General features: G+C 39.2%; 21 protein-coding genes and 1 pseudogene. 4 read left to right on the forward strand and 18 right to left on the reverse strand.

The window, feature by feature from the left end; translation table 11 throughout:
- Window positions 1-145: 145 nt before the first annotated feature.
- From QSE00_RS12720 to mnmE, 11 genes and pseudogenes are all read right to left on the reverse strand, one after another.
- Window positions 146-1,492, reverse strand: coding sequence for a Fic family protein (locus QSE00_RS12720; protein ID WP_286106252.1), 1,347 nt, complete (start codon window positions 1,490-1,492; stop codon window positions 146-148).
- Window positions 1,493-1,824: 332 nt separating this feature from the next.
- A complete protein-coding gene (locus tag QSE00_RS12725; protein ID WP_286106253.1) occupies window positions 1,825-2,088 on the reverse strand; it encodes a ribbon-helix-helix domain-containing protein in 264 nt (87 codons plus the stop codon).
- Between the two features lie 546 nt (window positions 2,089-2,634).
- Window positions 2,635-3,108: a DUF6730 family protein gene (locus tag QSE00_RS12730; protein ID WP_353477468.1), complete on the reverse strand. Its 474-nt coding sequence runs from the start codon at window positions 3,106-3,108 to the stop codon at window positions 2,635-2,637.
- A gap of 11 nt (window positions 3,109-3,119) precedes the next feature.
- The gene (locus tag QSE00_RS12735; protein ID WP_286106255.1) at window positions 3,120-3,977 is read right to left on the reverse strand and encodes a relaxase/mobilization nuclease domain-containing protein; all 858 of its coding nucleotides are present in this window, start codon (window positions 3,975-3,977) and stop codon (window positions 3,120-3,122) included.
- Complete coding sequence (gene mbpA / locus QSE00_RS12740; RefSeq protein WP_286106256.1) at window positions 3,974-4,270, reverse strand: mobilization protein MbpA; 297 nt, start codon at window positions 4,268-4,270, stop codon at window positions 3,974-3,976. Before mbpA ends, QSE00_RS12735 begins: the two co-directional genes overlap by 4 nt.
- On the reverse strand, window positions 4,267-5,226 hold the full coding sequence (locus tag QSE00_RS12745; protein ID WP_286106257.1) for a toprim domain-containing protein: 960 nt from the start codon (window positions 5,224-5,226) through the stop codon (window positions 4,267-4,269). The genes mbpA and QSE00_RS12745 overlap by 4 nt, the downstream gene beginning before the upstream one ends.
- Before the next feature lie 223 nt (window positions 5,227-5,449).
- Window positions 5,450-6,643 (reverse strand): virulence-associated E family protein, encoded by a 1,194-nt coding sequence (locus tag QSE00_RS12750; RefSeq protein WP_286106258.1) that lies wholly within the window; start codon window positions 6,641-6,643, stop codon window positions 5,450-5,452.
- Complete coding sequence (locus tag QSE00_RS12755) at window positions 6,640-6,927, reverse strand: helix-turn-helix transcriptional regulator (RefSeq protein ID WP_286106259.1); 288 nt, start codon at window positions 6,925-6,927, stop codon at window positions 6,640-6,642. The genes QSE00_RS12750 and QSE00_RS12755 overlap by 4 nt, the downstream gene beginning before the upstream one ends.
- Before the next feature lie 561 nt (window positions 6,928-7,488).
- Entirely contained in the window at window positions 7,489-9,837 is a 2,349-nt protein-coding gene (locus tag QSE00_RS12760) for an alpha/beta hydrolase (RefSeq protein WP_286106260.1), read from the reverse strand.
- Between the two features lie 244 nt (window positions 9,838-10,081).
- A pseudogene (locus QSE00_RS12765) lies at window positions 10,082-10,414 on the reverse strand (tyrosine-type recombinase/integrase); the annotation flags it as partial.
- An 84-nt stretch (window positions 10,415-10,498) separates the two neighbouring features.
- Entirely contained in the window at window positions 10,499-11,896 is a 1,398-nt protein-coding gene (mnmE, locus tag QSE00_RS12770; RefSeq protein ID WP_286106261.1) for a tRNA uridine-5-carboxymethylaminomethyl(34) synthesis GTPase MnmE, read from the reverse strand.
- 355 nt (window positions 11,897-12,251) lie between these two features.
- Between mnmE and QSE00_RS12775 the strand changes: the two genes are divergently transcribed.
- Together QSE00_RS12775 and QSE00_RS12780 are read left to right on the forward strand one after the other, a co-directional pair.
- A complete protein-coding gene (locus QSE00_RS12775) occupies window positions 12,252-12,704 on the forward strand; it encodes a hypothetical protein (protein ID WP_146216292.1) in 453 nt (150 codons plus the stop codon).
- 152 nt (window positions 12,705-12,856) lie between these two features.
- Window positions 12,857-13,195 (forward strand): DUF4870 domain-containing protein, encoded by a 339-nt coding sequence (locus tag QSE00_RS12780; RefSeq protein WP_110355943.1) that lies wholly within the window; start codon window positions 12,857-12,859, stop codon window positions 13,193-13,195.
- Between the two features lie 115 nt (window positions 13,196-13,310).
- Here the strand turns inward: QSE00_RS12780 and dnaN are convergent, their stop codons facing one another.
- The 5 genes from dnaN to QSE00_RS12805 form a co-directional block, all read right to left on the reverse strand.
- Complete coding sequence (gene dnaN, locus QSE00_RS12785; RefSeq protein WP_110356072.1) at window positions 13,311-14,429, reverse strand: DNA polymerase III subunit beta; 1,119 nt, start codon at window positions 14,427-14,429, stop codon at window positions 13,311-13,313.
- Window positions 14,430-14,575: 146 nt separating this feature from the next.
- Window positions 14,576-16,240, reverse strand: a complete 1,665-nt coding sequence (gene gldG, locus QSE00_RS12790) for a gliding motility-associated ABC transporter substrate-binding protein GldG (RefSeq protein WP_286106262.1) — start codon at window positions 16,238-16,240, stop codon at window positions 14,576-14,578.
- Window positions 16,240-16,971 (reverse strand): gliding motility-associated ABC transporter permease subunit GldF, encoded by a 732-nt coding sequence (gene gldF, locus QSE00_RS12795; protein WP_286106263.1) that lies wholly within the window; start codon window positions 16,969-16,971, stop codon window positions 16,240-16,242. The genes gldG and gldF overlap by 1 nt, the downstream gene beginning before the upstream one ends.
- Window positions 16,972-16,976: 5 nt before the next feature.
- Window positions 16,977-17,273, reverse strand: coding sequence for a putative quinol monooxygenase (locus tag QSE00_RS12800; RefSeq protein ID WP_286106264.1), 297 nt, complete (start codon window positions 17,271-17,273; stop codon window positions 16,977-16,979).
- A gap of 13 nt (window positions 17,274-17,286) precedes the next feature.
- On the reverse strand, window positions 17,287-18,117 hold the full coding sequence (locus tag QSE00_RS12805) for an SAM hydrolase/SAM-dependent halogenase family protein (RefSeq protein WP_110355939.1): 831 nt from the start codon (window positions 18,115-18,117) through the stop codon (window positions 17,287-17,289).
- A gap of 130 nt (window positions 18,118-18,247) precedes the next feature.
- Here QSE00_RS12805 and QSE00_RS12810 point away from each other — a divergent pair, with 130 nt between their 5' ends.
- Window positions 18,248-19,201 carry a PhoH family protein gene (locus tag QSE00_RS12810; protein WP_110355938.1) on the forward strand — a complete coding sequence of 318 codons (954 nt, stop codon included), beginning with the start codon at window positions 18,248-18,250 and terminating at the stop codon, window positions 19,199-19,201.
- Between the two features lie 10 nt (window positions 19,202-19,211).
- Entirely contained in the window at window positions 19,212-20,168 is a 957-nt protein-coding gene (locus tag QSE00_RS12815; protein ID WP_110355937.1) for a phosphoribosylaminoimidazolesuccinocarboxamide synthase, read from the forward strand.
- Here QSE00_RS12815 and QSE00_RS12820 read toward each other — a convergent pair whose 3' ends face one another.
- Both QSE00_RS12820 and QSE00_RS12825 read right to left on the reverse strand, forming a co-directional pair.
- Window positions 20,169-20,834 carry a 3'-5' exonuclease gene (locus tag QSE00_RS12820; protein WP_110355936.1) on the reverse strand — a complete coding sequence of 222 codons (666 nt, stop codon included), beginning with the start codon at window positions 20,832-20,834 and terminating at the stop codon, window positions 20,169-20,171.
- Window positions 20,831-22,753: a DUF294 nucleotidyltransferase-like domain-containing protein gene (locus tag QSE00_RS12825; protein ID WP_110355935.1), complete on the reverse strand. Its 1,923-nt coding sequence runs from the start codon at window positions 22,751-22,753 to the stop codon at window positions 20,831-20,833. Before QSE00_RS12825 ends, QSE00_RS12820 begins: the two co-directional genes overlap by 4 nt.
- Window positions 22,754-23,373: the final 620 nt, after the last annotated feature.

Below are 23,373 nucleotides of genomic sequence, written 5' to 3' on the forward strand. Positions count from 1 at the left end.
ACCCTTATTTTACAAGGGTTAACAAGGCATGAGATACAAATGAGAAACAAAAAATTAGTGCTGTTTTTTTAAGCCGGTAATATCTTTTTCATTTTTTGGCTGATAGGTGATATTTAAGTTGAAATTAATAAAATCACCATTAAAGTCACTTAATCTGTTTTCCTTTTTCCGTTAGCCTATATCGTTGCTTACTACTTTTTGGTTTGTCCGGGATTGTCATTTCTATCAATTCTGCATCAATTGCCGGTTGTAAATAATTTTTTCTGAAATTTTCTCTGTCTGCTAGGCCAAGTAGCTCTTGTAACTCCTGTCTGTCATGCTCCTGAGTTATGACATTCAATAAGCGCTCAACTTGCGGGGAGACTTGCGGGGAGACTTGCGGGGAGACTTGCGGGGAGACTTGCGGGGAGACTTGTTCGGAAACTGGAAAGTTCATTCTGGTAAAATTATCCATAAACCGAAAACATTCTTTATCATAACTCTCCAAAATCCTTGGAACGCCCGAACCAAGTTGTTCTACCAATTCCAGATCCTTGTAAACCCGCATCAATTCCTTATTTCTCGGGATAGACACTCCTTCAAAAAAATCTTCCTTGCTTAGCCCCTCCGGTAAAGAACCGGCAGATGTTATTTCAATCCTATCATCAAATATTTCAAATTTAGGAGGTACTTCGCGAGTATAATCGTTATGGACAATAGCATTAAGTATAGCCTCACGCAAAGCAACAGGGTTCCATAACCTCCGCTCAATACGCTCCTTTGACGTGATGGTCGCAAAAGTTGTGTTTTCTACTGCAATTTTATCCAGTACACTTTTTGTTGCCTTAATGAGCGAGCAATACCCATATTCATTGTTCTCAATAAGTTCTACTCGATTTAGGCCTTTATATTTGGCAACTTTAATAGATACATTGTTTACATCTGCCAAAAGGTAGGCAGCATAATTAAGAAAACCGTTTTCAGTAAGAAGTTCTAAATTCTTTTTAAACTGTTTGTTAAGCGGTTTACCATTTTCCTGATAATAGATATGAAGCTGTTCAAAATTTAAATCTTGACGATGCGATTTTATCTTACCTATTGAGTTACGGGTACGGGTAGCAAAAAGTTTATCGATCATGGCTTGAGGCATGGGTTCGGCCGCCGTACCAACACGAATGAAACTACCTTTCTCGGTCATACCATATTTCTTTTTGAAATAGGGCTTCTCACTACCACCGGCAACAATAATTTTGATAATTTCCTTACCATCACGTTCCTCGGCCACTACATCGAATAAACCCATAGCTGAAGGAGCAATATTGTTTTTGATACGGTCTTTGATTTTAAGCATATCACCGTCAATATCATCTACGCCAAGAGTTTTCCCGTGTTTATCAATGCCTATATAGATCAAACCACCTTCCAAATAATTGAGGAAAGCAATTACTTCCTTTTCTAAATCCAGGTCTTTGGTGAGTTTTTCTTTGTATTCTATACGGTTTGTTTCAGACATTATTAGGGATTTGATGTAAAAATAATCTTTTCAAGCCAAAAGCTGTGAGGTATTGAGAGACAAGGATTTAATTTTACTTATCATCCTTCATTGAGTCCCAAAAGTCAGCATCTGGTTTTTGCTTTGGGTTTGAATTCTCTTGTCGATTACTGTGAGGAATGAAGCTATTTTATCTTGTTCAGATTTTGATGGAACCCAAAATTTGAAACTTGCATATTCTTTTGAATTCATCCAATAGTTCAGATAAATATAGATTGGCATGGACCTACCCAAATCTCATGATACCATATTTGTAGATTCGAATAAGATCATCTTTCGCTTCCGGTAAAAGTCTATAGTTGGCCATTATCCCTTGCCACTTTTTTTATATCCACCAACAGTTCTTCAGGGGTCTGTGTTACAGGCCCCTCAGCTAACAATCTATCCTCAGATTTTTGGAGCTTGGCACGGAGCCATATGAGCTCATTTTGCCTGTCTCTTTCCTTTCGGATAAGGTCATTCACAATTTCGCTCTTGCTCGAATATTCTTCACTTTCTACCAACGATTTTAACCACTGATCGTTGGGTTTGGTAAGGGAGATACTTTGTCTGGCCATGATAGTAAATGATTTATAGGTGTAAATATACACCAAAATAGAACCAAATGCAATTTTGAACTTGGATTTTGATGGCCGCTTAACTTCTAAGAATTGGAAATTTGGTTTTTTTAATGTCAAGTTTTTTGCGCAAAAAACTTGACATTTTACCCCTTTCACTTAATCAATATTTGTCCAGTTTATTTATAAAAAACTGGACATTTCAAATTGTTCCAATTAAAATTATTTGTTGTAATCTTATGATTTTAATTATGATAACGATTTAATTTTGCAAAGAATTTCTATTCACCTATAAGCATTTATATCATAGGTGGGTAGGAGGGAAGGGCTTAATATGAATGATACTTCCCCAATTAGCGATGATTCCTCAGGCATTTGTAATAGCTACTAATTCATCTGCCAGATAGTGACTATAAAAACTTTTTCCTAATCAATAGTACCTTTTCAATCCCAAATCTTACCATAACTTACTTGCGCGAGGATCCTGTCCGGTTTTTGTAGTGTTCGGGCTGATAAGCGTATAGCAAAAACCGGATAGGGTGCACCCTACTTTTCATCTGGAACACTATCCTTTTCTTTGATCCATTTCTGATAAGTTGTGTAATGCATGGGATATTGTTCAAAATAGCCTTTTAGATTTGAAATAACTTCTTGCTGCCCCGCTGAATATGCCCTTTCCCGTATACGATCTATTCGCGAGACCTGAAAGGACAGATAACCAATGATGACAAGGGAGATGGCCCATATGGCATATTGCAGCCATAGCTGTACTTTAGGGACCATCCTAGCCTTGTAAATTTGCTGTCCAAAATTTTGAAGGGACCCCTGGATCCTTTCACTTTTGGTCCTTTCGGAGTTTAGGTGTTCTTTAAGCATGTGCTCGATTTGGGAGGTGTCCGGGGATATTTTGATGTTGTCCACATTCTTGGTCAGTTTCTCCAGCTTTTCCAGGGCTTTGTTGAAACCGTCCAGTTCGTCATTGAGCAGTTCCATTACTTCGTCCAGTTTCTTGTATCCAATAGTTTTTTGTTTTAATACCCGATTCCCGTATCGATGGCTTTTTTGATCATACCCTTAGCAATACTGGCAGCTAGATTGGTACTCATTTCCAAGGTCTTTCCCAATACTTGAACGGATTTCTCTGCAGCTATTTGTTTTCCAACGGTTCTATTCTGCGAGAGCTGTCCGATGATCTTCCCTCCGGACATGGAACGGTGCACCTCGCTTGCCTTAAAATTTTGACCTTTATATTGGAACCGGAAGCCCTGCAGTTTATTAGCCTTGTTGATGCTTGGGATGACCTCTATATTCCTTTCTTTCATAGCCTTGATATAACTATCCAATGTTTTTGGTCTATCGTTCTCCATGACCCTTTTGTGAACGTTCTTTATTTCAAGACGGACCTTTATGGAATCCAGTTCCTTTTCCAGTTGCACTTCCTTCACTGTGGTCTGGCCCATTTCCTTGGCCACCTTTTCGGCGGCCAGTTGGCTCCGTTTGCCAATAAAACTGTCATTGTAGGCCTTCCCATCAAAACCGATGCGGTTCACATATAGATGGATATGGGTATGTGCCTTGTCCCTATGCACAAAAGCGATGGCCTGGCGTTCCTTTAATTGCATTTCCTTGATGAACCGTTGGGCCATTTCTTTTAGTTTTTCGGCAGTAAGGTTCTTTCCATCCTCCCTGGTCGGACTCAGTACAAAGCTCAGGGTGTTCTTTTGGCAACGTACATTCTGTTCCTGCACCAGTTTGAACTCTTCCGTGATCTGTTTGGCGTCGTTCCCGGCCACATGTTGACTGAAGACCACTTCTGCCTCTTTTTCCTGGTTCCATCCGTATTCCATGGAGGCTCCCGTATGTGATATGGATTTTCCCTTGCCAATCATTTCTTGAAATTATAAAGGTGCAATCGTATTTCCTCTGCCAATTTCTCGACCTCATTGGCCAGTTTCGGGTTCCGTTTCCTGAACATATTACCGATACTCGTAAAGTTGTTCTTGTATTTTACCAAGGTCCTGTAACATTCCAATTGTTCCGGGGTAAGCCTTTCGATAACGGTATTCCCAAAGGCCGAGCTTCGGCAATATTCGGAAAGGGAAATTCCGGCCCGTTGCGCCCTTTTTTTGAGCAGCTTCTTCTCGTAGATGGAACACCGAAATCTGATATAGGTCCTTTTCATTTTTTGTTTTCTTTGCGACCATCGGGAGCAAAGCAAGATTGTTTTTGTGGCAACAAAAACACATCTTGAATTCCCTGACCGTTTGCCTCCTTTGCGCCCGACATGAGCCATTCGTTCATATCCTTAAAACCGGCATATAATGGTGATCTGTCCACACTGTTATCGACGTGGTCCATAAAGTTTTTGGTTGCCTTTTTACCGGTATCATCATTGTCCAGATAGAGATCGATACAACTATAACCCTCCATTATTTCTATAGATTTCTGAACAAATGCGGTTGAGTTCAATACCAAAAAATCATATTCAAGTCCTAATTTTATATTACACTCCATAATGGATAACAGGTCGAACATGCCTTCGGTGATGATGAGTCTGGTCCGGCCATTATTGATATGGGCCACATCCTTGGGCGAACTGGAATTCTTCACATATTTGTTCCGTAATTCCCATCCGCCTGAACTGTTCTCCAATCCCAAAGCGAAGTACGTTTTGTCCTTGAATTGGTAATGGACTTCTTTGACCAATTTCTTGGCCGTGGTAATTGAAATTTTCCTTGATCTTAAATATTGCCTTAGGGCAAAATGGGTCAGTTGTTTTACCTGTGTGATTATAATCTTATGCCCCTTCTCATTAAAGTTTAAAATAGGCTGCTGTTGAAAAGAAAAAAAGATCTGGCCGTTTTCCAACCAGTCCAATGCTTCCCTTACGGATGATCTGTTCAGAAGACATACCAGGTCGATCACATTGCCCCCTTTCCCCGCCCCATGGTCGTACCATCTGTTCAATGGCCTGGAAACCTTGAAAGAGGCTTGGGTTTCTGACCTGAAAGGACTCAGGAACCAAGCTTCTTTCTCCGTTGATCTGGTAGGAAAGTGCCCGAGTTTTGCCAGCGCTTTTTCGATGGGAAAGGCTCGGGCTCTTTCACACGATAGTCCAATGGTTCTTTTTTTCTTCATCGGCTCTTTTTTTTGGTTTTCTCTTACCTTCTTACCTAAGTCCCTGTTTATATAGGTTAAGAACCTAGGTAGTACTGATTTTGATGTTACCCATCCTACCCTAATAGGTAGGTTAGGTAATACCTAGGTAACCAATAGTTAATGTATCCTACCTAGAGGTAGCTCCCGCTGTTGGGGAGGTCAGGCCCCATTAGGTAACTAGGTAGGTGCTTTTGCACTTTTTCTAAACTTCCATCTCCAAAGGGCTATCGGTAAATACAGGTTTTGCCAGATACCCATAGACCTGCCGCTTGGGATGTTTTACCCTTTGGAAGTTGAACCCGGACAGTGCCCGCCCCAGGTTGATCTGGTTCAGTCTCAGATTGAGGTGCCTTAACTTCACCAACACGTCCGAGGCGGTGACGAAATCCACCATATCGTTGGATTTTTCAAAGTATTTGGAGACCAGTTCCTCTTCGGTGGTCAATTTGGTATATTTCTTATTGCGCTCCTCGTTCTCTAAAATATCGTTCAGGGTGAGTTCGGGATTGAAGTTGGGGTTGTTATAAGCGAGGTGGTATGCCTGGGTCCATACGTCCTTGATCTCCATTTCCTTGGAATAGGAGAAATCTATCCTGTCCTTAAGTTCAAAGCACAGCCAACGCACGGATCCGGTCTCGTCGTTCAAAAAGGAGGACATATTGGTGGAGCCCAAAAAGGAACAGATCCTGGGCAGGGTAGTGTTTTTCCTGTCGTAGGGAAGCCGTTCATTGATAAAGGTCTTGGAAAAAAATGCTTTTAGGGCATTTACATCCTTTTTGGTCAGTACGGCCAGTTCGTCCAGATTGTACAAAAAATTGCGGCACAATTGGATGCGTGCGTCCTTGTCGTTGCTGATGTCCTCTGCCATATAATCGGAGAGTTCCGGGGGACAGATAAAGCGGCACCAGGTGGATTTGCCAGAGCTTTGTCCCTTATGGCTTATGATCAGGGCCTGCTTGTTGAAATAGGCCGGTTCCAGGGCACACTTAATGGCCCGTACCAACCATTTTTTGAGGTGGTATACAAAGGCTCCGTCATCATAGGTCGGCACATAGGATGCCAATTTCAGGATATGGTCCTCACCGTCCCATTTTGGGAGGGATTCGAAATACGCCCTGATCAGATTGTATTTCGGAATGAGTTCCGATCGGATCAGGATCTCCAGTTTCCCAGTGCTGATATCCACACCTGCCTTGGCTAGTTCTATGATAAGGGAATTGAGGTTCAGATAGGACCAATCCGTTGACTTTTTGAAGGATATCTGGAAATCATGGGATATCTCGTTGTACATTATATCGTATTTCCCCTCCAGGTATTCGATCGTATAGTCATAGATGGTCTTTTTTTTGGCATCCTTTACCTTGTAAAGCTGATCCCTAGGTTTACCCCCAATCATCTTCGTCGATTTTTGAGGGTGTGTCGTAACGCTTCTTTTTCGAGATCGGCCTTTGATTTCCTACTGTTCTGTAGAAGCCACTCGTTAAGCTTATCAATGTCGAAGAAAATCATTTTACCATTGGGTTTGGAATGGGGAATTTCTCCTCTGGAGGTCAATTTATAGAGGTAACTTCTGGAAATACCCGTGTAGTCACAGGCTTCTTCCATGGTGAGTACTTTTTTGGAACCCAATAGGAGACTTTCAATTCTATCGAGTTTTTCTTCTAATTTAATTTTGTCCATTTTTTTTGATTTTAAAATTGAAAATGAACAAAAGCGCTTTTGTTTTCCTGCAACTGTGCAGTGGGTATAAATGTATAAAAATAGGCAAGCGAAGAAAAGGAGAAACAATAATATTTATTCACAACTAATTGTAATACAGTAAATTACAACAAATTGTATCAAGTAATTTTGCAGAAAGGACCCTATAATTTTATTTGATGTCATATGTATGCAAATGATGCTAATCAAAGTCACTGTAAAAAAGACTATTTCTTTCAATTTTCGGAGTTATTAACAATTACAACAAAGGAATTAGGGGAATAACCATTTCAAAAGGGCAGATTTAAGTGTTTAGCGTGTTCAAAATACATATTTTACCTAGGCTTTTGGATGAATAAATGTCAGGGGAATATGGAATTTTGAAAAACTAAGGCTAGGTAGAAGGTTTAATATAAGTTAGAGCTTCGATTATAATTAACATTTTCATAAATAGTGTTCCTTAAAAAGTTCTTTAATGGAACAATTGAAAATAAGAAAATTTAACTCAGTTCTTCTTAATTTAGCAATCGAAATTCTAAAACCTTAAAATATCTTCATAAACCCAATATTATCGATGGCGACTACCCCACTTTCATTTTTATCAAAAATAAATTTTACATTTTCAATTTTGGAAAGATTAAAGTTTGGATTGATTTTTAGAAAGTTCTTAGCTGGAAAATAGAATGTTTGAAACACTTTTTCTGACTGTTTGTCGTCTTTGATGAATCCCGTTTTCATAATAATCACTTCAATTTCTCTCTGTAAAGGAGAAAATTTACTCAAGGGAAATGAGACTTCTTGCCCAGAAGAGTCCTTTAGTTGAATGGTGAAATCTATAGGCTTTTCGGCCTCATATTTGTCTTTTTTATCTTCCTTTTTTTTATCATCGTTTTTTTCAATATCCTCATTTTTCTTGTTACTATCATTTTTCACCCATTTTCCTTTTGATTTAGGGTTGGCAGATTCTTTAGATTCTGCCATTGAAAAAACCAAAACTGAAGAAGAATCTATCACTGTTGAAGAAAGACTGATAGTGTAGCTAGCAATCAGTGAGTCCGGAACTGATTCAATCGGTTTCTTTTTGTTTTCAATATCATAATTCCAACCCACAAAAAGAGCTCTACTTCCCTTTTTCTCCCATTTGAGTTTTATTTCTTGCTCACGCCAAACGGATAAGTTTTTAGTACTAATCTTTCCATAATCATATGTTGTTGTAGACACATCAAAGTCTTCATCAAAATTGGCAACTGTCTTTAAATTTGAATCCTCGAATTGGTTCAAGTAGATAGTTTCAGGAAGCCAGTCTTTACCTGCTCTAGCATCTACAAATAGAGGTAGGTATTCTTTTTTATTCATCAACGTTATATCTAAAAAGGAACTGATATAGACCTGAGCAATTGTCATTTGATTTTCAGCAGAAATCAGTTGTTTGAGATTAAGGAGTCCCAAAAAAGGATTTGTGGTATCATTGTTGCCCCAGCTTGTATTAAATTGGCCATGATTAGCCCCATATATATAAAGTCCCGATTTAAAATGATAAAGACTGTCTTTGAAAGTTATTCTTTCATACTGTTGAGAGCCCATAAAAGAACTAACATCTGCGTCTTGTGATCCATGAATAACAAAATAGTCAACATCCTCTATTTTTGTTCTACTTTCTCCTGGTTCATATTGCCCATCAACCGGAGCAATTGCCACAATCGATTTGATATTGTAATTATAATCAAATTTAAATGTGGCATCATCTGGATAAAAAGGTAATTTATTAAACATTGCAGCATGAGCAACAGCTTCGCCTCCTCTTGAGTGCCCAATAAGCGCCAATTTGGAAGTATCTATTTTTCTATAAAAAGGGTTGTCTTCTTTCTTATTCCATTCGTGCCATACTTTCAAATGTTCAAGCAATAACAAACCCCGTGCATCATTTTCCTTTTTGGGCAATCCTCCTAAATATGTACTATTCAAAAAATTTTCATCTACCGATGCAAGGATTATTCCTTTGGAAGCAAGCAATTCTCCAAGATATTCATATCCAGTATCTGAATAAACTTGCATATTGGTCGCTCCATGGGCAATAAGAGCCAAAGGAAAAGGGCCTTCTCCTTCAGGATACCAAACACGAGCATTTAGAGGTAAAGATTTGGAATCGAATCCAAAGTATTTTTTAATATACCAACCACCAATACCTTTCCAATCATCAATAAAGGCAAGGCCGTTAACAGAATCAGTTTCTATATCAACTTCTTCTCCGTATTCAGGTCGATGTAAATCTTTACCACTACCATATGTTAATGTCTTTACAGTATATGGCCCTTTTTGGGATGGAGAAACAGCCTTGATCTGTTCAACATTTGAATCTGAGGATAGTGCCGCATTTGTAATCGGATCAAAATCAAAACCATCTTGATAATATAGAACCCCAACAGCAATGAATCCGCCAAAACCTATAATCATTCCCAAACCTGCAATAATCCTTTTCGACTTTGACAAATTTTGAAATTTGGTTCTTTTCAAAACTAATATGACAGCTCCACAAAGTGAAGCTAAAACTATAATTATAGCAGGGATAATCGATTTGGAGCTCATAAGAATTAGCAATGGCAATGTGATAAAAAGCGCCAATCTGTAAAAAGCTGACACCTTATTTATAAGTATAATAACCCATCTAATCACAAAGGCAAACAATACGACAGCTAGAATGGAGAGCAAACTTAATAAGAGTACCCATGGATCATTGAGCTTTGTATAAATTCTAATAGAGTAAATCAGCCATAAAATAACTGTTACCATCAACAAACCTAATGAAGCTCCATTTACAGCATTCTTACCTGGTGTAATAGCTTTGATTCGGAGGTTTAGCCATTGGACAATCTGTTTGTATTTTTTCTGCATATTTAAGTTTGACTGCTAACAATTGGTTAAACCCACCATGTTAGGTCTATTACTGTTTTGTTAGTTTTACGAATTTAAACATTTGTAGTTAAAAGCATAGTCCTTTAAAACGGCCATTTTAGGGTACTATTGAAGCAAAATCCAAAAATATCCGTTCTCAGTTCCATTTGTCGTTCCATTTAGTAGTTTCGTTAATTGACTTTTTATGGGACACTTTTCGTAAGCACTAAAACCTAGAATAGCATTAATTGAAATCCATTTTTAATTTAGGAATCAAATTCGCAGCCTCCTTCATTTTATTGTCGATAATTTTGGCATAGATCTCCGTAGTTCTAATTTCGCTATGACCAAGGAGTTTGGAAACGGTATAGATATCCGTTCCATTTTCCAAAAGTAAAACGGCATTGGTGTGCCGGGTCGAATGGAAGGTGATATGTTTGCTGATTCCGGCAAACATGCACCATCGGAGTAATTGCATATTCATATGGGCGCTATAACGGAGACCCTTGAAAACCCGGTCCTTTGGTCCCTTCCGTTCACCAAGGAGCCCCCTAGCCTGCTGTGAGATATACAAATATGGGAAAACAAAAATCTAAAAACTATTGACAAGTGCTTGATTTACAACCATTTGTAATCATATGATATCAAATAAAAACAGTGTCTATTTCCCAATGCAAAAATTGGCAAAAATATTTCCCAAAAGTTCGTCATTGGTCACTTGTCCCGTAATTTCCCCTAGATGGTAAAGGGCTTCCCTGACATCTATGGCCAAGAGATCGCTGGGTGTATCCTCATCCATGCCAAATTGTACCTTTTCTATCTCTTCCAGGGCCTTTAAAAGGGAACTGTAATGTCTGGTGTTGGTTACAATGGTCTCGCTATTGCGCAGGGCTCCCGTATTTACAAAATCCAATAAGCGCGACTTCAGTGTTTCCACCCCTTGTCCGGTTTTGGCGGACAGCAAATGCAGTCCTGAAATTTGGGATTGTAGATCTTTGATTTGTTCCTTATCCAACCTATCCACCTTATTGGCAATTACCAATAAAGGTTTTTGAGGATATTTAGTTTTTATTTTTTCCAGTTCCTTTATGCTGTTTTTTAACTTATCTGCATGGGTAGCCATTTGCCAAGCATCTACCAATAGTACAACCACCTGGGCCTGTTCTATTTTCTCAAAAGTTTTTTTTATCCCTATACTTTCCACCACATCCTTGGTATCCCTAATTCCGGCGGTGTCTATAAACCGAAAACCTATACCTTCTATCACGATCTCATCCTCTATGGTATCCCTAGTGGTTCCCGCAATATCGCTTACAATGGCCCGTTCCTCATTTAAGAGGGCATTGAGCAAGGTAGATTTTCCCACATTGGGTTCCCCAACAATGGCGATGGGAATCCCGTTCTTTATTACGTTGCCTACTGCGAAGGAATCGATCAAACGCTTTAAGATTCGCTGTATCTTAACGAGTAGTTTCTTAAACTGGGTCCGATCCGCAAATTCTACGTCCTCCTCTGCAAAGTCCAGTTCCAGTTCCATTAACGAGGCAAAGTTTAATAACTGGTCCCTCAATTTTTTTATTTCATTGCTAAATCCACCCCTCATTTGCTGAATGGCGATTTGGTGGCTTGCTTCGTTGTCCGAGGCAATTAGATCCGCGACGGCCTCGGCCTGACTCAAGTCCATTTTACCATTCAAAAAGGCGCGTAGGGTAAACTCTCCTGCAGTAGCCATACGGCAACCGTTTCTTAGGAACAACTGAATAATTTGTTGTTGTATATAAGGGGAGCCATGACAGGAGATTTCCACAACATCTTCACCTGTATAAGAGTGTGGACCTTTAAAAAGTGATAATAGGACTTCATCCAACATCTTGTCATTTTCCGTTATATGTCCCAAATGAATAGTATGGCTCCTTTGTTTTTTTAAATCCTTGCCTCTAATCGATTTGAAGAAGGGATCTGCCAGGGCAATGGCATCTTTCCCAGAAATACGGATTACTGCTATGGCACCGGCCCCTGAGGGGGTAGCCAAGGCAATGATGTTGTCGTTGGTAGTCATAGCATTAAAATTGATGGTAAAAATACAATATAAAATTTTCAAACCATTTCTTAATTACCTATAGGCCCTATCGATTTTTAATTGTTTATGGGTTGTTATGGGAATGTTGTATCCCCAAGAATACCTCTATGCCGACAAGGCGGGCTAAAGGCCAGAGTAACTTTAATTGATTGATAATCCGTTATTCGGCATTTGCCTTATTTCGAACCCACGCTATAAAGTCCAATACAATGATTTTAATCATGATAATTGTAGGATAAATTGCGTAATTTCGATGGTGATCAAAAACAACGTAAAAGAACCTTATAACGCTTGGGTATCCAGGGGTTTTAGGTCATTCAATTTAATACTACCTATGAAAATGATTAGAGTTATTACCTTATGTGCAGCGGTTTTTTTCTGCCAAATCACCATGGCACAGGAAACCTCTGTTCCGGTTATTCCTGTGGGAAATACGGAACAGATGGAGCAGGCCAAAATTTTAGAGGAAGCCAAGGAGGCCAAGGAAGTTCAAAAGAGGATAGATAAGGCCGAAAGGGATGCCATGAAGGCAGAAAAAGCACAAAAGAAGGCAGAAAAGAAACTTAAAAAAAGGGAAAAACTAACTTCCGACATAGATTCCAAGAAAAGGTCTATTGCCAAGGATACAAGAAAAATAGAAAAGCTTCAGGAGAAAATGACCAAGGACCAAGAAAAGGGAAAATTATCCCCTTTGGCCATAGAGAAATTGAACCTGAAGATCGACAAATTGGAGAAGGGCATTCAAAAAGACAAAGAGAAATTGGACAGATTGGGGCGCAAACAATAGTAGGCCCATTAGGATTTGTAAATACGGTATACTGGGATATGTAACAAATGGGGAGTTTATTCGTCCTATGATTATGGAAACTAAATTATATTACTAAGACATAGTATCTCAGTAAAATTTTTCAACCTATAACAACGTATTAAAAGTAACAGATGAAGGTAGAGAATAGACAATTGTTGGTGTGGACCCATTTGAGTCAATTATTGGATATAGTTACAGGATTTGGTGGGTTTATAGTTCCTTTGGTCTTGTGGCTAACACAAAGGGATGCCATAATGAACATGGATGAAAACGGAAAATCGATTATTAATTTTCAGATCAGCATGTTCATATATATACTACTTTGTATCCCGTTGATATTACTCCTTGGCATTGGAATATTAGGGATAATTGCGGTAGCAGTGCTTTGTTTCGTGTATCCTATTGTCAATGCCATAAAGGTGTCCAATGGCGAAAAACCTCATTATCCGCTGAGCATAAAATTTGTGTAGCTAAAAACATTTTTGTTTAGGACAAAAAAGCCGTATTTCATTTGAAATACGGCTTTTTTTATATAAAAAAAGTGGGGTGTATTTTTAATTCAACTGTTGGGTCGAATATTTATTTCTAACTGTTCAGCATTACTGGCATTACCAACATGGTGACATTTTCACCTTCGTCCAAACCGTCGATAGGGGTAAGGATACCAGCTCTGTTGGGGAGGCTCATTTCCAATTGTACGTCATCCGAAGTAAGGTTGTTCAACATTTCCACCAGGAATCTGGAGTTAAATCCTATCTGCATGTCGTCGCCCTGATAGGAACAGGTCAACCGTTCTTCCGCCTTATTGCTGTAGTCTATATCCTCAGCGGAAATATTAAGTTCCGCGCCTGCAATTTTTAATCGAATTTGGTGAGTGGTCTTATTGGAGAATATGGAAACCCTTCTAACGGAACTTAAGAGTTGCGTCCTGGCAATCGAAAGTTTATTTGGATTTTCCTTAGGGATTACCGCCTCGTAATTTGGGTATTTACCATCGATCAATCTACAGATCAGGATGGTATTTTCAAAACTGAATTTGGCGTTACTTTCATTGTATTCAATAAGTACTTCCGTTTCGCTACCGGCCAAGATCCCCTTTAATAAATTCAGAGGTTTTTTGGGCATGATAAATTCGGCTACTTTGGAAGCGGTAATATCGGTACGTTGGTATTTTACCAATTTATGGGCATCAGTGGCCACAAAGGTTAAACTCTCTGGGGAAAATTGAAAAAAGACGCCGCTCATCACAGGTCGTAGATCATCGTTTCCTGCCGCAAAAATAGTTTTGTTGATGGCAGTAGCCAATATATCCCCAAGTATGGTGGTAGAGCTTGGATTTGATAATTCAACCGATTTTGGAAATTCCGCCCCATCTGCATAGGCCAAGGCATATTTACCGTGGTTAGAGCTGATTTCAACAGTATTGTTATCCTCAACAACGAAAGTTAAGGGCTGTTCAGGAAAGGTTTTTAAAATTTCCAATAACAGTTTTGCGGGAACGGCAATGGTTCCCTCATTGTCAGAATCGACCTCTAATACAGAACTCATGGTGGTTTCCAAATCGGAAGCGGAAACAGTGAGTTCTTTTTGATTTAAATCGAAGAGAAAATTGTCTAGAATAGGTAAGGTATTACTGTTATTGATGACCCCACCTAAAACTTGGAGTTGTTTTAGTAAATAAGTGCTAGATACTATAAATTTCATTGGTTTAATTTTTTTTAAGGAATCTACATTATTGTACAACCTAAAACAGTGTATAATTATCTGTTTGAATCCGCAATATTCCTTCGATTACGGTCAAAACAAAGATATTTTAAATGTCCTTTTTAAGGAAACAAACTTATCAACACTTATACCCCATATTTTTTCTTGCGAATGGCGTTAATTAGGAATCCAAAAATAAGGGTCAAACACAGTGGTAGGCCAATATTTATCAACTGCCATTTGGTTTTTTGGTCGTTAATTTTTTCTTCATCCAAGAAAGGAATGGATACTTTCTTGTTGCGAATGTTTATAAGTCCGGTATCGTCCAATAGGTAATTAAGGCAATTTATGAGAAATTCTTTGTTGCCAAAAAAGTTGTTTGTCCATTTATCATAACCCAATTCCAAAGGTCTCCCATTACGTACTTGGTTTCTGATAAGATCCCCGTCCGAAAGCACTATCATTTTGTTTTCAGGACCTTGATCCACTATTTTGTTCAGCTTAAGTGGTTTTACCCGGTTCAGGAAGGTGGATTGAAAGGTTCCTTCTATTAATACTCCCAATATCTTGTTGCCATCATTATATAAGTCTTTATCCGGCGGTGTATTAATAACGTCCAGTTGAATCTGTTTGGGAACTCCTTCGGTTTTGGATAAGGGCGAGCTACTGAGCAGGATCTGTTTACTATACTTGCCGGCAAGGGTATCCAAACTTCCTGTGAACTGGAATCTGACCGCTTCCAAATTGTTATTTATGGAATGGTCGTTTTTGGAAAATACCATTGGATTGTAGTACCATGGAACAGGGTTGTATTGGGAACTGTTTCCCTCTCCGGTCGCCAAAACTATTTGCGTAAAATATAGGTCGTTCACCAAGTCGGTATTTAACCGAACCCCGTATTTAAAGAAAAAATCGTTTAGGTTAAGATTCCGTGGCATGGCCATGGCGGAGCCAGTTTCATTGAAAAGGCTATCCAGTTCCATGGCCACTTGGTCTATGAGCCAAAGCGACTTGCCTCCTCCGGTAATGTACTGATCTAAAATAAATTTCTCTTCATCGGTAAAGGTCTCTGTAGGTTTAGCAATAAGGGCAAGATCAAACCCCTTTAATTGTTCCAGGACCTTTTCCGGATTGGTGGCCACCGAGTCCAAGGTAATGGCACCTATATTGTAATAATCCCTTATGGAGGTCAAATAATCGGCCATGAAAATATCGCCCAATTCACCATTGCCCTTAATGATGGCTATTTTTTTCTTTTCCTGGATATTCAATTTTGTAAAGGCGTCTGCAAAGGCGTATTCCAAATGTTGGACAGAATTGTTTACCCTCTCTTCCGTGGAGGCACCAAGTTTATTCTTTAATAAGGGAACCTTAACGGTACTATTGTTGTAATTGACCATGGCCCAGGGAAAAATAATCTCCTGGGAAACTTTGCCATTCTGTTCAATGGTAACGTTGGTAGGGGTAAGGCCCAAACCTTGTAAATCTGTGATAACCCCATCAATTTGTGATGCCCCTTCAAGTGGATTAACAAAATTGAACTTTATATTATTGTTTTTTGATGCAAATTCCTCCAACAACTGCCGGGTTTCCAACTTCAACTTTATAAATTCGGGAGGAAGATTTCCATCGAGCAATATATCGATTATCACAGGGGCGCTAAACGCTCCAACAGAATTTATGGATGCCTGGGATAGTGTATATCTACCGTCTTCCGTAAGATCTAATCTTGTGTAGAAAAAACTGGCCAGTATATTTGCGAGTACCAGCAGTGCAAGTGCCTTGGTTATAGATAATAATCTTTTTTTCATTATCTATTTGTATTTTTTAGTTGAATAATGGTCAGGTAGAGAAAGAACAGGGTTAAGCCGGTAAAATAAATAATATCCCTCGTATCCAAGACGCCTCTGGCAATACTTTCAAAATGGGCCTTCATTCCTAACTGTTCCACAAAAAGTATCATGGGGCCTGAGGGCAATATGGTGGACAGACTTTCGAATCCGTACAACATAACGAAGCACAGAACCATACCGATAATAAAGGCTACTATCTGGTTTTCGGACAGGGTAGAGGCAAATAATCCAATGGCGGTATAGCTAGCGATTAAAAATAAGAGCCCAAAATAAGAACCCAGCACCATACCCATATCCAAATTGCCTATGGTTACCCCCAATTGGGAAATGGTATACACATAGAGCAGTGTGGGCAATAAAGCGATCAAAGCCAAACAAAAGGTACCCAGAAATTTTCCAATAACCGTTTCCCATAGGGAGATGGGCTTTATAAAAAGAAGTTCCAAAGTGCCTAGTTTTTTTTCCTCGGAAAAACTTTTCATGGTAATGGCAGGGATCAGAAAAAGAAAGACCCATGGGGCAAGAAGAAAGAAATTGCCAAGATCGGCAAAACCGTATTCAAAAATATTAAAGGGCCCCTTAAATACCCACAGAAACAATCCGTTGAGCACCAAAAATAATCCTACGACCAAATAGCCTATGGGCGAGGTGAAAAATGATTGTATTTCTCTTTTAAATATGGCAATCATGTATACTAGTTAATGGTTTCCTTCTTTGTTAGACTCCAGGCTTCTGGTTTGGCCTCGAATAATAGTTTGGTCTTTTGCCAGACACTCTTAAAAAATTCCGAATTTTTATAGTTTTCCAAATCGGTAGCACTATTCCAGTGACTGTAGGTGAAGAATATGTTCTTATCCTCCTCACTTTGTAACAGTTCTAAAAAAGTACAGCCGTCCACTTGTCGGATTTTCTGCTTATTATTTTTAAAGATGGTCTCAAAACTAGCAATATTTTCTTTTTTGAAGGTTAATTTTACAATTCTTACCAACATTTGTTCCCCGTATTTAAGTAAAACTAATTATTACAGTGTCCCTATAGTCGAGCCCCAAAAGGGTAGAGGCCCCTCCCACGGTATTTAGGTCGCTTTTATAGATAGCGATTTCCACATAGCCTGAAGAATTAAATAGCGCCAGTAATTCGCCAGGGGATTTACGTTGACTTTTATCCAGGTCGTAATTTATAATGTCACTATATTTTTTATGGATATTTTTTATTTTCTTATTTCGGGCATGTAGTTCAAAAGGTCTGCCCTTGCCAATTGTTTTAAAAATGTTCTCTTGAATGTTGGTTACTACATTACCGTAGTTGTCTATATAAATGACACTTCCGGATATGGTCTTGCCGTCATCGGAAATTCTTGGGTTGAACTCCCTAAGGTCCTTGAGGTCTTTAAACGGCCTGCCTATTACTTCCAATTTACCACCTCTTGCAATATGGCTTGCCGCCTTAACAAAAACATCCATTTCCGGAAACGAACTGTCAATGGTATTCGGCAATTGAATTTCTACCACTTTTTCTGGAACTATTTCAGAAATAATAAGTCCTATGACCCCATTGTTGGCCATTATGAAATAGTGGTTGTCCACCAAAACGGCAATATGTTGGTTTTCTGGTGTCAATTCCGAGTCCACCCCTACTATATGGATACTGCCATCAGGAAAGTTTTTATAGGAATTTTTTAGTATGTAGGCGCATTCCTGAATATTGAAAGGTGCTATGGAATGTGAAATATCAACAATCCTTGCATCAGACAATTCCTTGTAAATTGTCCCTTTAATGGCACCTACAAAATGGTCTTTATGTCCAAAATCAGTAGTTAAAGTAATTATCGCCATAGAGGACTGTTGATATGTTTTTGGTTTGGTAAGTTGTTTTTTTACTTAAGTTTGTTAAACAAAATTACACAAAAAATTAGCGAACCAAAATATATATTTCATATCTAATCCTTTATAATACCTCTCTTCTTTGAACGAACTTATAATTGAACTTACTGACATTAGCCCAAGGGAATTTTTTGGACAGAATAATGAGAACATTGATTTATTGAAAAAGCATTTCCCCAAGCTTAAAATTGTGGCCCGGGGAAGTAAAATCAAAGTATATGGTGATGAAGACCTTTTGGACGAATTCGACAGAAGGTTCGACCTGCTAACCGCCCACTATGCCAAGTATAATAAGTTGGATGAAAACAGTATTGAGCGACTCCTTGCCGGCAATGGACAGGAAGTATACGAGTCTTCCGAAATCAGTGGTGAAGTTTTGGTCCATGGCGTAAGCGGTAGACTTATCAAGGCACAAACGGTAAATCAGCGCAGGCTGGTCGATGCCGCTAGGAACAATGATATGGTATTTGCCGTAGGCCCCGCGGGTACAGGAAAAACATATACGGGAGTGGCCTTGGCCGTAAAAGCGCTGAAGGAGAAACAGGTTAAGCGCATCATATTGACGAGGCCAGCTGTGGAGGCCGGAGAGAATTTGGGATTTTTACCAGGAGACCTTAAAGAAAAGCTGGATCCTTATATGCAACCTCTATACGATGCCCTACGGGATATGATAGCACCGGAAAAATTGGCCCATTATATTGAGAATGGTACCATACAGATAGCCCCTATGGCCTTTATGCGGGGTAGGACTTTGGACAATGCATTTGTGATTTTGGACGAGGCCCAGAATACCACCCATGCCCAAATGAAAATGTTTCTTACCAGAATGGGTAAAAACGCCAAATTTTTAATCAATGGGGATCCTGGCCAGATTGATTTGCCAAGACGTCTGATTTCAGGATTGAAAGAGGCCTTACTGGTACTGCAAAATATAGAAGGGATTGAGGTTATTTACTTGGACGATAAGGATGTGATTAGGCATAAATTGGTTAAAAAGGTTATAGAGGCCTATAAAGGAATTGAGCATAACAATTGATAGTAGCAACATGGGTAATACAATAATTGATACGAATTTTCATTTTCCAGGGCAAAAGAGCCTTTATAAGGGAAAGGTTAGGGAAGTATATCAGCTTGAAAACAATATATTGGTAATGGTGGCTACTGATAGACTTTCTGCCTTTGATGTGGTTATGCCAAAAGGAATTCCGTATAAAGGACAAATACTGAACCAGATTGCCACTAAGATGATGGCCGATACGGCCGATATTGTTCCCAATTGGTTAATGGCAACGCCAGACCCCAATGTTGCAGTGGGGTTTGCCTGCGAGCCATTTAAGGTGGAAATGGTGATTAGGGGATATTTATCCGGACATGCAGCAAGGGAATACAAGCTGGGGAAAAGAATGCTATGCGGTGTTGCCATGCCGCAAGGGATGACGGAAAACGATAAGTTTCCCTCTCCCATTATAACTCCTGCTACCAAGGCCGAAATGGGAGACCATGATGAGGATATTTCGAGGGAAGCTATTTTGGAAAGGGGAATAGTAAGCGAGGAAGATTACCTAGTTCTTGAAAAATATACCAAAGCACTATTCCAAAGAGGGACGGAGATTGCTGCTAAAAGGGGATTGATCTTAGTGGATACCAAATACGAATTTGGGAAAACCAAGGACGGTAAGATTGTACTAATTGATGAGATCCACACCCCTGATTCTTCCCGTTATTTTTATGCCGATGGTTACGGGGAACGTCAAAATAGGGGAGAGGCCCAGAAGCAACTGTCCAAGGAATTTGTTCGCCAATGGTTGATCAGCAATAACTTTCAAGGCTTAAAGGGACAGGTCGTACCGGAGATGACCGATGATTATATACAAACGGTCTCTGAACGATACATTGAGCTCTATGAAAATATTACCGGTGAAAAATTTATCAAGGCCGACATTTCGGATATACAGTCCAGAATTGAGAAAAATGTTTTGGGGTATCTGTCCTCCCTTAAATAATTAACCCATTTTTAGGAGGTCCTTTAATCGTAGTAGCCCCTTGCCCTTCAATCGACTCTTAATTTTCAGGAAGGCAATGGCAGTAATGTAGGCATCTCCCAATGCGGTATGCCTATCTTTTTTGGAAATATCGAACTTTTCGGCCAGTTCATCCAGAGAATAGTGCTCTTTCTTTTTGAACACATTTGAGTTTAAAAGTGTTTTTTTGTAAAGATGTGAGGTGTCCAGTACTTTGTTCTTTAACCTTGGAAGTCCGTTTCTTTCCAAGGCCCTATTGATCATTGTAATGTCAAAAATGGCATGGTGTGCTACAATTACCGCATTCTTTAAGAATCCCAATAATTCTTCCAGGGCTGCACTTTCACTTATGCAGGAGGCCCCACCATTTTTTAGGATACCGTGAATTTTTGCGGTTTCCGCATTGTAATGTTCCTGTTTTAAAAAAAGTTCCAAGCTTTGGTTCAGGGCAATATTTTTGTCCACCAAACTTAGGGCGCCGATACAAAGTATCCTATCGTTTAAATAGTCGAAACCTGTAGTCTCGGTATCCAATACCACAAACCTTACCAGGCTGAGGTCCTCTATCGGTTTTTTATTAAAACATTTCTCGTATTCCAGCCAATAGTCGGGATAGTTGTTTACTTTTTTCTTAAAGAAATTTATCATCGCAACAAGTTTGAAACTTTGAACCTAACACTTACCAACTCCTGTATTTCCTTTATCGTCTTAAATGTTCTTTTTAATTTAATTCTTTCCTCTTTGGTTAATTTATCTATCGCAATATACCTGCCGGAATCGTTATGGAGCAGCCCTTGTTTGGTTCTGAACTTCAAAAGGGCCCTAGTGGCATAGGAACAGGCCATAAAGATTTCCTCGTTATTGGGTTCCAGCTCCGCCAATTTTTCAAATCGCTCTGCGGTACTGTTGATGGATTTCACCGAATGCGATAATATCAATACCCTGGCAGCATCGGTCAGAGGCATCAATGCCCTTCTTTTAAGATCAAAAGAATCTTTGTGTTCCCCATCTTCCTCAACCAATAGTTGTCTGAAAAAGCCCGTTGGGGATGGGTTTTGTAAGGCGCCGCTTGCCAAGTGTAAATAGAAGATGGGATACTTTTTGGTGGTTTCAAAAATGTGTTCCGATAATTCGTTCACCAAATTTACCTCACCATAGGCAATATTGTAATCGAAAAATATGGAGGAAAGCAGTACTTCATCCGTCCCTGGATTTATGATCCAATGGGAAATCGTTTTTTTCCATTCCTCCAGGCTTAAACACCAATTGGGGTTGGAAGCCATCATTTCTGCGGGGCAATAATCGTATCCAATATCAAACAATCCTTTGTTAATGAGTTTGGCCAATTTCAAAAAATAGGCGGTTGTTTCTATGAGCTTGCCCTCTGGAACATTTTCAAATACCATGGCGTTGTCTTGATCGGTCTGAAGAAGTTGTTCACTACGCCCTTGGCTACCAAGTGCCAGCCATGCAAATTTTACAGGAGGCTTTGTTGGCATTTCCTCCAATGAAAGTTTAATAATTTGTTTAACGCAGGCATCGTTAAGTTCGGATATTATTTTGGTGGTCAATTTAATGGGAATATTTTGATCCAAATAATCCTGTAGAAGTTGGGTAATACTTTTCCTAATTTGTTTTATCGATTTTATTTTTTTGGCCCTCTTTATAGCTTTGATCAATACTGCCGGATTGTTGCCCAAGGCCACCATAACATCATGCTTGGATAGTATTCCAATGGCTTTGGAGTTGGGAGTGCCGTCTTTGGTTATACATAGATGGCTGATATTGCTTTTCATCATGGCCATCTGTGCCTGGGTTATGGTCAAATGTTTGTTATAAGTGATTACAGGGGAAACCATTATTTCCTGGGCCTTGGTGGTAATGGGATATTTACCGGTTACAATATTGTTTCGCAGGTCTTTGTCCGTTATGATTCCGATGGGGACCTTATCCTTGACCACTAGCATGGCTCCCACTTTTTTTTCGGTCATTCTCTTGGCAATTGTTTTCGCCGAGGTAGTTGCGGAACAGGTTACCAATTTTTTCGAATACTGCACAGATTGTAAATCCAATACATGGGTGTCGGGCGCAATAGGGTTTACATCGTTCACTTCATCATACAGCTTACCGCGATGACTTTTTGAATAAGGATTTCTGGTATTGGAGGCGAAACTTTCTATTAAGAAATTACCAACCGCTATATTTTGTTGGGCGTAGGGCTTAAATATGTCGATGGGAATGGCGTATAGAATGCTTTCTTCATGTGCTTTTGCACTCATTTTGTAATTCTCTTGGGCCATTAAGGGTCTAAGTCCAAAGATATCGCCTTCATCGCACATATCCATGATGGTTTTGTCCGTTCCTTTTTTAAGGGCCACGGCACCCTTGTTCACTACATAGAAATAGGGGTGCGGTTCGTCATTTTCGGCAAAAATAACACTGTCCTTTTCCTTGTAGACAATCGTAATTTCTACGGCAAGTGTTTCAAGATCCTTTTGATCCAAAACATTGAATGGTGGGAAATTTTTCAAAAAATCGGCTACTCTGTGTGAAATGGTATTCTTCATCAAATATTATTTGTTGATCCTTGGCGTATAGTAAAACCATTGTTCCCTTCCCATTTCAAGATTTTGAAATTCAATAGGAGACCAATAGCTATTTTGTTTTGGTGCTTACCAAATATTAATAAGGGTAAAGTTAAATTTTATAAAGCATCATTTAAAGAAAAGTTGATGTGATTTATATTGTTTTGCCCAGAAACCATAAATGTCAATAAGGTTCATATAATATCCAATTGGGCTAATAAATTAAAATGGGGTAATATAATTTTATGGTAACCGTAATTGTTAGCGCTATGGAATTACCCTATTTGGATTGTATAGAGGCTTGTCGTAAATGTATAGCCGATTGTCAATATTGCTTACTTCAAATGTCTGGAAAGGAAAGTAAAAATGATTGCCCCCTTTGTTGCATATTGTGTATTGAATCCTGTACCTCTACATTACAATTTTTAATGGCAGGCAATACCTATGCCAAGGATTATTGTAACCTCTGTGCAAGAGTATGTCAGTGGTGTGCAGAACAATGTGCTCAGCATGACCATAAACATTGCGAGGATTGTGCCAATTCCTGCGTGAAATGTATGGAGGAATGTCAAAAAGTGAATATGATGTTTCCAAATTGAGTT

The sequence above is a fragment of the Arenibacter flavimaris genome, assembly GCF_030291335.1.
In the GTDB taxonomy this organism is placed as follows: domain Bacteria; phylum Bacteroidota; class Bacteroidia; order Flavobacteriales; family Flavobacteriaceae; genus Arenibacter.